Annotated in this window: 13 protein-coding genes; 9 read left to right on the forward strand and 4 right to left on the reverse strand. The window is 37.9% G+C overall.

Going from position 1 to position 11,994, the window contains the following annotated elements:
- Positions 1-108 precede the first annotated feature (108 nt).
- Both ACY2A0_RS03000 and ACY2A0_RS03005 read left to right on the forward strand, forming a co-directional pair.
- A complete protein-coding gene (locus ACY2A0_RS03000; protein ID WP_461788128.1) occupies positions 109-810 on the forward strand; it encodes an SDR family oxidoreductase in 702 nt (233 codons plus the stop codon).
- Between the two features lie 162 nt (positions 811-972).
- Positions 973-1,509 (forward strand): C40 family peptidase, encoded by a 537-nt coding sequence (locus tag ACY2A0_RS03005; protein ID WP_461788129.1) that lies wholly within the window; start codon positions 973-975, stop codon positions 1,507-1,509.
- 131 nt (positions 1,510-1,640) lie between these two features.
- Here ACY2A0_RS03005 and ACY2A0_RS03010 read toward each other — a convergent pair whose 3' ends face one another.
- On the reverse strand, positions 1,641-2,528 hold the full coding sequence (locus ACY2A0_RS03010; protein WP_461788130.1) for a flavin reductase family protein: 888 nt from the start codon (positions 2,526-2,528) through the stop codon (positions 1,641-1,643).
- Positions 2,529-2,832: 304 nt separating this feature from the next.
- Positions 2,833-3,828 (reverse strand): fumarylacetoacetate hydrolase family protein, encoded by a 996-nt coding sequence (locus ACY2A0_RS03015; RefSeq protein ID WP_461788131.1) that lies wholly within the window; start codon positions 3,826-3,828, stop codon positions 2,833-2,835.
- A 486-nt stretch (positions 3,829-4,314) separates the two neighbouring features.
- Between ACY2A0_RS03015 and ACY2A0_RS03020 the strand changes: the two genes are divergently transcribed.
- The 3 genes from ACY2A0_RS03020 to ACY2A0_RS03030 all read left to right on the forward strand — a co-directional run bounded on the left by ACY2A0_RS03020 (position 4,315) and on the right by ACY2A0_RS03030 (position 8,063).
- Positions 4,315-5,481: a homogentisate 1,2-dioxygenase gene (locus ACY2A0_RS03020; RefSeq protein WP_461788132.1), complete on the forward strand. Its 1,167-nt coding sequence runs from the start codon at positions 4,315-4,317 to the stop codon at positions 5,479-5,481.
- A gap of 146 nt (positions 5,482-5,627) precedes the next feature.
- On the forward strand, positions 5,628-6,758 hold the full coding sequence (hppD, locus tag ACY2A0_RS03025; RefSeq protein ID WP_461788133.1) for a 4-hydroxyphenylpyruvate dioxygenase: 1,131 nt from the start codon (positions 5,628-5,630) through the stop codon (positions 6,756-6,758).
- Between the two features lie 441 nt (positions 6,759-7,199).
- On the forward strand, positions 7,200-8,063 hold the full coding sequence (locus ACY2A0_RS03030; RefSeq protein ID WP_461788134.1) for a YihY/virulence factor BrkB family protein: 864 nt from the start codon (positions 7,200-7,202) through the stop codon (positions 8,061-8,063).
- Here the strand turns inward: ACY2A0_RS03030 and ACY2A0_RS03035 are convergent.
- The gene (locus ACY2A0_RS03035) at positions 8,049-8,636 is read right to left on the reverse strand and encodes a porin family protein (protein WP_461788135.1); all 588 of its coding nucleotides are present in this window, start codon (positions 8,634-8,636) and stop codon (positions 8,049-8,051) included. The two genes, ACY2A0_RS03030 and ACY2A0_RS03035, sit on opposite strands and share 15 nt — an antisense overlap.
- 30 nt (positions 8,637-8,666) lie before the next feature.
- Positions 8,667-8,942, reverse strand: coding sequence for a hypothetical protein (locus ACY2A0_RS03040; RefSeq protein ID WP_461788136.1), 276 nt, complete (start codon positions 8,940-8,942; stop codon positions 8,667-8,669).
- Between the two features lie 301 nt (positions 8,943-9,243).
- Here ACY2A0_RS03040 and mdh point away from each other — a divergent pair, with 301 nt between their 5' ends.
- From mdh to ACY2A0_RS03060, 4 genes are all read left to right on the forward strand, one after another.
- Positions 9,244-10,182 carry a malate dehydrogenase gene (gene mdh / locus ACY2A0_RS03045; protein WP_113639146.1) on the forward strand — a complete coding sequence of 313 codons (939 nt, stop codon included), beginning with the start codon at positions 9,244-9,246 and terminating at the stop codon, positions 10,180-10,182.
- Between the two features lie 75 nt (positions 10,183-10,257).
- Complete coding sequence (locus ACY2A0_RS03050; protein WP_461788137.1) at positions 10,258-10,683, forward strand: aspartyl protease family protein; 426 nt, start codon at positions 10,258-10,260, stop codon at positions 10,681-10,683.
- Between the two features lie 3 nt (positions 10,684-10,686).
- Positions 10,687-11,352: a peptidoglycan recognition protein family protein gene (locus ACY2A0_RS03055; protein ID WP_461788138.1), complete on the forward strand. Its 666-nt coding sequence runs from the start codon at positions 10,687-10,689 to the stop codon at positions 11,350-11,352.
- A 57-nt stretch (positions 11,353-11,409) separates the two neighbouring features.
- Positions 11,410-11,946, forward strand: coding sequence for an SRPBCC family protein (locus tag ACY2A0_RS03060; RefSeq protein WP_461788139.1), 537 nt, complete (start codon positions 11,410-11,412; stop codon positions 11,944-11,946).
- Positions 11,947-11,994: the final 48 nt, after the last annotated feature.

Raw genomic sequence — 11,994 nt, forward strand, 5'->3', positions numbered from 1 at the left:
CAAAATACCTCAAAATATAAAGCAATTAGCCGATGAACTTCAAGAAAGCTAATTTCCTATTACGCCACGTAAATTACTTATCTTTGCCGCCACTTAATTTATGTAGCCATGAACATCATTATCACTGGAGCAAGTAGCGGAATAGGCTTTGAAGCAGCTTTAGAATTTAGTTTAGATACTAAAAACAAAGTAGTTTGCATCGCAAGATCAGCAGACAAACTGCGTAAACTACATGAAATTGCGAAAAGTATCACGCCAGAATGTACGCTCCTACCAGTTGCATTCGACTTGGTTAATGATGATTACAATGCATTGGTGCCTTTTATAGAGCAACGACTAGGAACGGTGGACATATTAGTTAATAATGCTGGTTCCTTAATCAATAAGCCATTGCTAGAAACTACTGAAAATGATTTGGCAACGATGTTAGAACACAATGTGATGAGCCACTTTAAGATGACTCGTTATATGCTACCATTTATGAGTACTGGTGCGCATATCGTTAACATTGGAAGTATGGGTGGTTTCCAAGGAAGTGTGAAGTTTGCCGGATTAGCGGCTTACTCGGCTAGTAAGGCAGCGCTACATATTTTAACAGAATGTATGGCGCAAGAACTTAGCGCTACTGGCATTAAGATTAACTGCTTAGCGTTGGGCTCGGCACAAACAGAAATGTTAGAAGCGGCTTTCCCTGGTTATGAAAGTCCGGTACTGGCATTTGAAATGGGCAAATATGTTGCTGATTTTGCTAAAACTGGGCATAAATTTTTCAATGGAAAAGTATTGCCTGTTGCAGTGACAACGCCATAAATTGACAATTTCAGATTTACGAATTACGATTTACTTGAGCACCAAAACAAAGCGATATAGCATTGTAAATCAAACAACTAACCACCTAAAAAACTAACAAACTCAGCAACAAGTTTTCCACATTCCTTGGTGCTTTAGTTCTAGTTAGTTAAGTTTGAAATAATGAAGAAAGCACTTTTCGCCATCTTATTGCTCACAAGTATCGCTTTTAGCTCAAAAGCACAAGATAACGTATCGTTAACGGTGCAATATCAAAAAATGATGGAAAAGGTAATTAACCGCATTCCAGAAGTAGCCAACTCCACGTCAAATAAAATCATGGATTTTGCAAAATCATTGATTGGAACCAGGTACCGCTATGCTTCAAGTAATCCCGAAATTGGCTTTGACTGCTCTGGTTTTGTGAGCTATGTTTATAAGCAATTTGGTTTCAGTGGTGCACGCTCATCTGCCGACTTTGCCAATAAAGGTAAAGTGGTGAAACTAGCAGACGCAAAAGTTGGTGATATTTTAGTTTTTACAGGTACTAATTCTCGTGTGAGAAGGCCAGGACACGTGGGCATTATCTATTCCAAGGATGAAAATGGCAACATCAAGTTCATTCATTCTTCTTCTGGAAAAGCCAAAGGTGTTACTATTACCGACTTAGAAGGATACTATAAAAATCGCTTTTTGAAGGCAGTAACGGTAGTAGAGTAAATAGTAGTGGACAGGGATTAGGGATTAGGAATCAGGGATTAGTCATTAGCCTATTCCATTTATTTCAAACTATGCTTTTACGCTTATTAACTACCTCACTTTAATCTTCTGCCTACCAACTTCGCTACTAATCAAAGCAATAGTACTTTCAACGCATCAGCTACCTTGCCATAGACAATTAATTCTTTTGCAAATTCGTGTAGCTCACGTTCTCGGTTGGTAGCGTCTCCAATAGTAGCATCTAGAATATCTTTCACATTGGTATTCCACTGCATTTCTGAAATTTCCTCATCGCTTGGCAACACTTCCAGATTCCCCAGTAAACCTAAATCGTTTCCACTTAACACTCTGGATTGGCGCACCGACAAAGGCAAAGCGTCTACGCCAATACCCAACGTGGTTAGCGGCTTCGGTACCGTAAACAAACTTTCAGGTGTAACCCTGCTATACCAATTTCCGCCCAAGCGAGCCACTAAATCAATTTTCTGTTGATCTATTTTCCCTTCAGCATCTAAAATATCTTCCTTGATATGGATTAATTTAATTTCAGCCAAAACTAAATTTCCAGCGCCATGCTGATCTCCCAAAGGAATTACCTGACTAATTATACATTCTAGCTGTACAGGCGCTTCCGCTACTCTTGGCGGCTTCACCAAATGGGAAACCTCCATTGAAAAACCAGCCTTTTCAAACTCATTTACGTCTTTCCCATACTCGGTACTCGATAGACTGGTTTGTTGCACCATAGCATAGTTTACGATGTTCACTACGCACTCTCCCACCTCTAAAATGTTATCTAAGGTATGTTTCGTGGTATTATCTCTCACCCTACGTGCAGGTGAAAAAATACAAACCGGCGGATTGGTACTAAATAAATTAAAAAAACTGAAAGGGCTTAAGTTCACATTTCCATCGGCATCAATAGTTGAAGCCAAACAAATTGGACGTGGCGCTATGGCATATTGCAAGTAGTTTTGCAATTGCATTGGTGAAAGTTCTTCGCAGTTTAAGGTAAGCATGGTACGGGGTTGAAATGTTGAAAGGTTGGAAAGTTTTAAAGTTGGAAGGTTAGAAAGTTTTAAGTTTTAAGGGTGCAAGGGTGGAAATGGAAAGATTGAAATGTTAGTTTCGCTTCTTATTTGTACACCTTGTCATTCCGACGTTAGGAGGAATCTATCTAAAAGGAAAGCTTCATAATCAATGCTGTAAGTTGTAGCATAGAAAAATGTACTTATGTAAGCTAAACCTGATAGCAGCGGCACGCAGTAAAGCGAATAGCAGGGCTTTCATAACCTAAGCACATCGAACCCTGCTTTTCAAGTCTTATTTTTTAAGCGCTAATATCGAAAAATCAGTATCTGCTTTAGTAATGGTATTGCTTAGCGCTCCAAGGCCGGTGATTTCCATTTCTACATGATCACCCGGTTGTAGCCATTGCACCTGATAGTTAGGATCGTTCAACAAACCTGTACCGTTTAACTCTAAGAAACATCCAGTGCCTACCGTACCCGATCCTATCACATCACCTGGCAAAATATCAACTCCGTAGGCGCAACGCTCCACAATTTCGGCAAAAGTCCAGTCCATATCAGCCATGTTGCCGCTAGATACTTCAATGCCATTCACCTTGCAGGTCATCTTTAAGTTATAGTTGTTACCTACATGGCCATCCTTTGCAGGAACTTTATAGGAAGCCAATTCATCAGGAGTAACCAGCCAAGGGCCAATTATGGTAGAAAAATCCTTACCTTTTGCCGGACCCAAATTCAATAACATTTCCTCCATTTGCAGCGTACGGGCACTCATATCGTTCATGATCATATAGCCAGCAATATATTCATCGGCTTCCGCTGCCTTGATATTCCTTCCTTTTTTTCCAATTACAATGGCAACTTCCAATTCAAAATCAAGCTTTTGGAAGTGATCAGGCATACATTCAATTTCACCAGGACCTTGAATAGCGTTATGATTGGTAAAATAGAAGATTGGATATTGGTCAAATTCTGCAATCATGTCTACCTTGCGGTTTCTACGTGCCGCAGCCACATGCTGCCTAAATGCGTACCCATCTCTACACGAAGTTGGATGAGGAACTGGCGCCAAAAGTTCATAAAAAACTTCTTCCTTTGGACTCAAAGCACCCGTTAAAATATCTTGATTTACCCTTTTTGCTCTTTCCATCAGCGCCTCGCCACCTTCTAAAAAAGCATTCATGTTATCAGGAATCAATTTATCACACGAGTTAAGGTTATAGATATGCCCATTAGCGTATACACCTAGGTGCTCTCTATCTTCTGTTTTGTAGGATACAAGCTTCATTTTTATTAATAAGTTTTAGCGATGTCAAAAATAATACCCAATAAAACAACAACGCAACTTGGAGAAGGTTTATAATTGGATGGTTCAAAGCTATGAAAGCATTATGGGTTTTCCAAAACCTGCATCAGGTTATATTTATTGAACCACATGAGGCACTTTTAGCTCACATTAATTTAAGACAACAAATCTCTAGAGTGAAGTTAAGAGTCTAACGTGGTAAAATCATTGGTAATAAAATTGTATAGTTTGAGGCTTGAAACATTGCGGCAAAAAAGCTATTTTTACAGCAACAAATATGAACGAAATTTTTCCATATCATAACCACTGTGTAGCTGAAGTTTTTTCCGCTTACAGATATGCTATGCTTTCCAAACTGATATTTGCACAATATTCTTTTTAATAACTTCTACTTAAATGAACGTACAGTAAACGTTCTCTACCTTTATTCGTTATTATAATAATTTCTAACCAAATTAATCTTATAATATGCCTATTTACCATACTTTAGGGAGTATTCCTCCTAAAAGACATACCGTTTTCCGCAAGCCAGATGGCGATTTATATGCGGAGGAACTAGTTTCAACGGAAGGCTTTTCTAGCTTATATTCGCTGGTATATCATTGCCATCCGCCAACTATTGTGAAAGCAATTGGCGAACCTTATTCCGTAGAACCCAAAATTGCTAGGGAAAAACACCTCCGCCATACCAGTTTAATTGGTTTCAACATCAAACCTGAGGACGATTACCTGAAAAGTCGCAAGCCAGTACTAGTAAATAGCGATTTGCATATCTCCCTTGCTGCACCTAAACAATCAATGACTGATTATTTTTACAAGAACAGTCAGGCTGATGAGGTAATTTTTATTCACGAAGGATCGGGAAAACTTAAGACAGGATTTGGGGAAATTGCTTTTGAATACGGTGATTATTTGGTTATCCCACGAGGCACCATTTATCAAATGGAGTTTAATAACGAAAAAAATCGCCTATTTATTGTAGAAAGCTTTAGTCCAATACGCACCCCGAAAAGGTATAGAAACACTTTCGGGCAGTTGGAAGAGCATTCTCCATTTTGTGAAAGGGATATTAAAAGACCGCAAAATCTTCAAACTTTTGATGAAAAAGGAGATTTTAAAGTGCTAATTAAAAAGCAGGGAATCATGTACCCGTACACCTACGGAACGCATCCATTTGATTTTGTAGGCTGGGACGGTTTTCATTATCCTTGGGCTTTCTCTATCCACAACTTCGAACCCATAACTGGACGCCTGCACCAACCGCCTCCAGTGCATCAAACTTTTGAGGGACATAATTTTGTGATCTGTTCTTTTGTGCCAAGAAAGTATGATTATCATCCATTAGCGATACCAGCGCCTTATAACCATAGTAATGTAGATAGTGATGAAGTGCTTTACTATGTTGATGGTGATTTCATGAGTCGTAAAAGTGTGGTGAAAGGACAAATCACACTGCATCCAGGCGGTATCCCTCATGGGCCACACCCAGGAACGGTTGAAAAATCAATCGGCCAGGAAAAAACAGAAGAGCTGGCAGTAATGATAGATCCTTTTAGACCGCTAATGCTTACTGAAGATGCCATTTCCATTGAGGATGAAAGCTATCATAAAAGTTGGCAGATAAACGTAGAGTAGTAGTCAGAAGCTTTTAGTCAGAAAAGATTTAAGTTGGCATTAACTTCAAAAAAACACTAAAACTTACGGACTTTCCGACTTCCGGACTAATTAAAAAGTTATAACATCCGACATCGGTTATTCGCCTTCGGACAAAATAAAAAACAATGAGCACACAAACATTTGCAGAAAAAATAGCTAAAGCACCTGATTTTCTTCCTATTAATGGAACAGATTATATTGAATTTTATGTAGGAAATGCCAAGCAAGCGGCGCATTATTATAAAACTGCGTTCGGATTCCAATCTTTAGCCTATGCAGGTCCTGAAACCGGAGTTAAAGACAGAGCTTCGTACGTACTACAACAAGGTAAAATACGATTGATTTTAACTACCGCTTTAAAATCTGAACATCCGATAGCTGAACATGTAAAAAAACATGGCGATGGCGTTAAAGTATTGGCGCTTTGGGTTGATGACGCTTATAGTGCTTTCGAGGAAACTACTAAACGTGGTGCAAAACCCTATTTAGAACCTCAAACACTCACAGATGAGCATGGTGAACTACGCATGTCTGGAATTTATACGTATGGCGAAACCATTCACATGTTCATTGAGCGTAAGAACTACAATGGTGTATTCATGCCAGGTTATAGAGAATGGATTAGCGACTACAATCCAACTGATACTGGTTTGCTTTACATTGACCATTGTGTAGGCAACGTTGGTTGGAACCGCATGAATGAAACCGTTAAATGGTACGAAGAAGTGATGGGATTCGTTAATATCCTTACCTTCGATGATAAGCAAATCAATACCGAATATTCAGCTTTGATGAGTAAAGTAATGAGCAACGGTAACGGCTACTCAAAATTCCCAATTAACGAACCTGCAGAGGGCAAAAAGAAATCACAAATTGAGGAATATCTAGAGTTTTACGAAGGAGAAGGCGTACAACATATTGCAGTAGCCACCAAAGACATCGTAAAAACAGTTAAAGAATTAAAAGCTCGCGGCGTGGAATTTTTAAGCGCACCTCCACAAGCGTATTACGATATGATGCCCGACCGTGTGGGTGAAATTGACGAAGAATTAGCTCCGTTAATGGAATTGGGTATTTTAGTGGATCGTGATGAAGAAGGCTATTTACTTCAAATATTTACTAAACCAGTAGAAGACAGACCTACTTTATTCTTTGAAATTATTGAACGTAAAGGCGCACAAAGCTTTGGCGCAGGCAACTTCAAAGCACTTTTCGAAAGTATCGAAAGAGAACAAGCGTTGAGAGGCAATTTGTAAGATACGCTTCTCATTTCAAGCGCATGGAGAAACTCTAAAATAACTAAGATTTCTTCATGCGCTTATTTTATGAAATGGTGATGATTAATGTTAGCAATGGCCCAACAAGTAGTATAAAGCTACAAAAATCACAATTGTTGATAGGCAACCTCCGCCTAACTTCCAAGCTCCCCAGCCTGCTATAGCTGTTCTAAAAAAATTGTTCATGGCTTATCTCCTTTAGTTTTTTATCATAACCAACTGGAAAGGTAATAGTTTGAAAGTTTCTATTTTTAACCACAAATCTTTCATTAATCATAACAACAACAAACATCCTTTGGCATATTTTGTTATTTTTGAAATTCGCTAATGGGAATAACATCTACACTGAAAGAGTCGAAGCTATTTTTATTTTGTAAACACTTACGAAATGCCTTTTTGCTATTTCAAAAAAACGACCCATTGAGGTTAGCCGGAGCTACCGCTTTCTTCGCCAATTTCGCTATACCTCCCATCTTATTGATCCTTATACGCTTATTTGGTTTTTTTGTTGATAGAAGATTTCTAGCCTCACAGTTATTTGAGCGGATTTCGCAGATATTAATTCCAAGCAGCACCAATCAAATCCGAGAAACACTTAGAAACATTAGGGGCGTTGACCATAACTGGTGGGCTACGGTATTAACATTTGTGTTTTTCATTTTCGTAGCCACTACTTTATTCAACGTAATCAAAAACTCGGTGGAACAAATATGGAATATTGCGCAAGAAGATAAACAAGGATTTTTATTCACGCTGAAAATACGTGGGCGTTCCATGATCATTATCTTGTTAGCCGGAATTTTATTCTTTGTAGGTTTAGTGACTGACAGTGTTCAAGCTTTCGTGAGCACCTACCTCAACAGTTCGGCCCCAAACTTTGGCAAATATTTACTTTGGGGTTTAAATCAACTCCTTTTTATTCTTATAGTAACCGTTTGGTTTACTATCCTATTTCGTTTTTTAACTAATGCTCGCCCTAAATGGAAAACCGCATTTCAGGGAGGACTGTTAACTGGTATATTATTCAATCTAGGAAAATATATTCTGCGTATTATGCTGCCTTTAAGCAATATTGAGAATATTTATGGGGCTTCAGGATCAATTGTGCTAGTAATGCTGTTTGTGTTTTACTCTTCATTGATTTTCTACTTCGGAGCATGCTTCATTAAAATAGTAAGCGAGCAGCAACAGTTAAATATACGCCCCATTAAAGGAGCTTATACGTACGAACTTAAAGAGGTAACTCAAATTATTGAAAAAGGCGATGATTTAGAACAATCTTAGTCCCAAGCCTAGCATAAATATATTCAATTTAGTTTCCGGATAACCAGTAGAATTAAGCTTCGAAAGTCCCATTTCGTAACGCAAGTCAACACTTAATTTACCCAAATCTAAACCTGTTCCAAATTGCCACGCAAATGCCTGATCTTTAAACCTTCCGTTAAAAACATTGGAAGCAGCTTGGTCGAAACTTTGCTTTTCGTTAATTACAAATGATGCAACAGGACCAGTGTTTAAACGTATGCCAACACCGGCTGCCCCAATTTTAGTACCAACCAAAACAGGTACATCTAAACTGGTAAAAGTAACTTCATTTTGTAATCCAGCGCTACTTTGTAGCGTAGTATTTTTCCCAGAAAGATACAACTCTGGCTGTAGGTGAATTCCTGCACCACCAATTCTTGCCCAAACACCACCGTAAGCACCAGCCTTATTTTCGCTGGCAAAAGTATTTTCTGTACTGAATTTAGATAGATTAAAACCGCCTTTCAATCCGAATTGAAATGTAGGCGCAACCTGAGCGCTAGCCACTTGCGCAACAAAAAACAAACCTGTAACTAAAGAAAATATTTTCATCTCAAGAAATTTATTAACCTACAATATACCTTATGACTTGGGAGCGATTTTTTCAAAACCTTGCATTTCAAATACAGCCATCTTGTCCAACCAATTGAAGTGTAGCGTGCCAAAAAAATTGAAAATACCCTCTTCATTTTTACCTTCTATGCAAACGGTTTCTTTCAATATTGGATTTTTAGCTCCGCCAATATTTCTGAAGAGCATATCTTCATCTTGAATAATGACATTTTTCGCTTCGATAGCAAAATCACTTAAAATGGTTAGAAACGCCTTTCCATTTAATAATAGCTCCTTAATATTCATGATGCAATTTTTTTAGTTTAAATGCTAAACAACACAAGCTGGAAAATAGTTCTACCTAGCATCAAAATATTAAATTAAAATTCTATCTATCAACAACTTAATTAAACAAACAGGTATTTAGCTCCGGCAAAAAAACCGCCTTCATCAAATAAAAATCATAATGCATTATCCAAATGCAAAAAATATTTGTTTAGCTGATACAATTCTATACCTTAGTTCTGTGAAAGATCTTTAATATAATAACACAAATTGATAAAAGAAGCTTTTTAAGCTTCACCAATTACTAAAAACCAAAGTAGATATGAAAATAACAGTAGTAGGTGCAGGTGCCGTTGGTGCCACTTGTGCAGATAACATTGCACGAAGAGAATTAGCAGAAGAACTCGTATTATTAGATATTAAAGAAGGTTTTGCTGAAGGCAAAGCCATTGACATGATGCAAACCGCTACCCTATTGGGTTTCGATACAAAAATTAAAGGTGTAACTAACGATTATAGTCAAACAGCTGGATCTGCAGTAGCGGTAATTACGTCAGGTTTGCCTCGTAAACCGGGGATGACCCGCGAAGAATTGATTGGCATTAACGCTGGCATTGTAAAAGGTGTTGCTGAAAACATCTTAAAGTATTCTCCAGAAGCCATTATCATCGTAATTTCTAACCCTATGGATACGATGACCTACCTTGCACTTAAATCATTAGGCTTACCAAAAAATAGAATTATTGGCATGGGCGGTACATTGGACAGCTCACGCTTTAAATATTATCTAAGTCAGGCCTTAAATTGCAGTCCTAACGATTTACAAGGATTTGTAATTGGTGGCCATGGCGACACCACAATGATCCCTTTAACCAGATATGCCACTTACCAAAGCTTACCCGTATCGGAGCTATTAGATGAAGCTACCTTAGAAAAAGTGGCTGCAGATACCATGGTGGGCGGAGCTACCTTAACTGGCTTAATTGGAACTTCCGCTTGGTATGCACCAGGAGCAGCAGGCGCAGCATTGGTAGAAGCAATCGTTAGAGACGAGAAAAAACTATTCACTTGTTGTGTGTCATTAGAAGGCGAATACGGTCAAAATGATATTTGCCTAGGCGTTCCAGTAATTATTGGTCGCAATGGTTGGGAAAAAATTATCGACTATACCCTTAACGAAAAAGAGCAAGCGGCTTTCAACAAAAGTGCAGATGCGGTACGCGGCATGAACAATGTGCTAGCTGAAATGAAGTTAGTGTAATTTTGGTTAACTGATTAATCGTTTAAACATCATAACGGTAAATCTTTTACATTATTTAAATGAATAAACAATTTAATGAGAACAATTAAGGTTCCTTTAATTTTAGTAAACTTACAAGACAACGGTTTCCACATCTTAGTGGAAATTGTTGTTTTTGGGCAAAATCTATTTGCGGTAGTAGATACCGGAGCATCGCGTTCGGTATTTGATAAAACGCTTATGGAAAAACATTTGCCAGAACTACTTGAAAATGAAGAGCAACAAGCAGCAACCATATTTAGCAGTGCAACTACCTTAGAGGGCACCATTCCTCTCCTGCAAATTGGCAACTTGAAACTGAGCAACTACGATAGTGTAGCTATCGACCTGCAAAGCGTTTCTGATACTTATATCCAACTTGGACAACCCTCTATTTCTGGTATTATTGGCGGAGATATTTTAGTGCAGTTCAACTGTAAAATTGACTATAAAAAACAAGTGCTTACCTTTTACAAAGACTAAACGATGCTCAAAAAAATCAATTTATTTTTACTGCTTTTTATTATTTGTACCGCAGTTCAAGCGCAGCAAATTAAAATTGTCGACAAGCCTATTTCCTATGATTCCACTAGAATTAACTTAAGTTTACAATACCTTAAAGAAAGACATGGGATCATACAAAACACACCTACCATTGTTCCTAAAATAATCGTATTGCACTGGACAGCTGCAAAAACCTTCTCCTCAACCTTTAATGCTTTTTATCCTGCAAAGCTTCCTAATGGTGATAGAAAAGATATTGCCCAAGTAAGTTCACTCAATACATCATCGCAGTTTTTAATTGATAGAGATGGAACAATTTACAGGTTAATGCCAGAAAATTATTTTGCTAGACATGTAATTGGCTTAAATTACTGCGCTATAGGAGTTGAAAATGTAGGTAGCGCAGATTTTCCGTTAACTGATGCTCAACTGAAAGCCAATGAAATGTTAGTGCGGTACCTTTGCAAAAAATACAATATCGAATATTTGATTGGCCATTACGAATACGCAAAGTTTAAAAACACACCACTTTGGAAAGAAACCAATCCTAACTATCTAACTGGTAAAAACGATCCCGGTGCAGATTTTATGCTAAACATCCGCAACAATGTAAAGGATTTAAAACTGAAAGGTGTAGCAAACCAATAGGAAAATTTCCACTTATCCCAATTTTAAGTAACTTTATGTGAATCAAACAAATACAACATGAAGTTTTTAAAAGTATTTTTGATGGTGTTAGTGGTACTAATAGCCATCTTTTTTATTGGAGGAATGTTACTTCCAAAAACCTATTCCGTAAGCAGATCAATCAATGTTGCCGCATCGGACACGGTAGTTTACCAAAACATTGCCGACCTAAATAAGTTCTTGAAATGGAACACTTGGTCCAAAATGGATCCTACTTCTAAATACGATTTAAAAGGTGTTCCCGAACAAGTTGGACATCAATACCATTGGGCGGGAGAAAAATCAGGCGAAGGGGAAATGAGCATTACAGGTGTAACTCCATACCAGCAAATCAAGATGGATTTGAAATTCATCAAACCTTTTGAAAGCTTAGCTAACGTTACCTTCGATCTTTCAAAAGAAGCGGAAGGAACAAAAGTGACTTGGACAATGAGCGGCGACAATAATATCATTGGCAGATGGATGTGCTTAGTAATGGGTGGCATGGATAAAATGATCGGGAAAGATTTCGAAAGCGGCCTTCAATCCTTAAAGGAGATGTCCGAAAAGAAATAATCAAACAAATACTTTGCATTTGCTGTTCGTTATCAAACAGTAAAATTT

Source organism: Pedobacter sp. (assembly GCF_965249885.1).
In the GTDB taxonomy this organism is placed as follows: Bacteria; Bacteroidota; Bacteroidia; order Sphingobacteriales; family Sphingobacteriaceae; genus Pedobacter.

What these genes read in the sequence shown, in the direction of transcription:
- ACY2A0_RS03010 (WP_461788130.1), bottom strand. Translation starts at nt 2,528, where the DNA reads ATGCTTACCTTAAACTGCGAAGAACTTTCACCAATGCAATTGCAAAAC.
- ACY2A0_RS03050 (WP_461788137.1), top strand. Translation starts at nt 10,258, where the DNA reads ATGAGAACAATTAAGGTTCCTTTAATTTTAGTAAACTTACAAGACAAC.
- ACY2A0_RS03035 (WP_461788135.1), bottom strand. Translation starts at nt 8,636, where the DNA reads ATGAAAATATTTTCTTTAGTTACAGGTTTGTTTTTTGTTGCGCAAGTG.
- ACY2A0_RS03060 (WP_461788139.1), top strand. Translation starts at nt 11,410, where the DNA reads ATGAAGTTTTTAAAAGTATTTTTGATGGTGTTAGTGGTACTAATAGCC.
- ACY2A0_RS03020 (WP_461788132.1), top strand. Translation starts at nt 4,315, where the DNA reads ATGCCTATTTACCATACTTTAGGGAGTATTCCTCCTAAAAGACATACC.
- ACY2A0_RS03005 (WP_461788129.1), top strand. Translation starts at nt 973, where the DNA reads ATGAAGAAAGCACTTTTCGCCATCTTATTGCTCACAAGTATCGCTTTT.
- ACY2A0_RS03055 (WP_461788138.1), top strand. Translation starts at nt 10,687, where the DNA reads ATGCTCAAAAAAATCAATTTATTTTTACTGCTTTTTATTATTTGTACC.
- ACY2A0_RS03015 (WP_461788131.1), bottom strand. Translation starts at nt 3,828, where the DNA reads ATGAAGCTTGTATCCTACAAAACAGAAGATAGAGAGCACCTAGGTGTA.
- ACY2A0_RS03040 (WP_461788136.1), bottom strand. Translation starts at nt 8,942, where the DNA reads ATGAATATTAAGGAGCTATTATTAAATGGAAAGGCGTTTCTAACCATT.
- mdh (WP_113639146.1), top strand. Translation starts at nt 9,244, where the DNA reads ATGAAAATAACAGTAGTAGGTGCAGGTGCCGTTGGTGCCACTTGTGCA.
- hppD (WP_461788133.1), top strand. Translation starts at nt 5,628, where the DNA reads ATGAGCACACAAACATTTGCAGAAAAAATAGCTAAAGCACCTGATTTT.
- ACY2A0_RS03000 (WP_461788128.1), top strand. Translation starts at nt 109, where the DNA reads ATGAACATCATTATCACTGGAGCAAGTAGCGGAATAGGCTTTGAAGCA.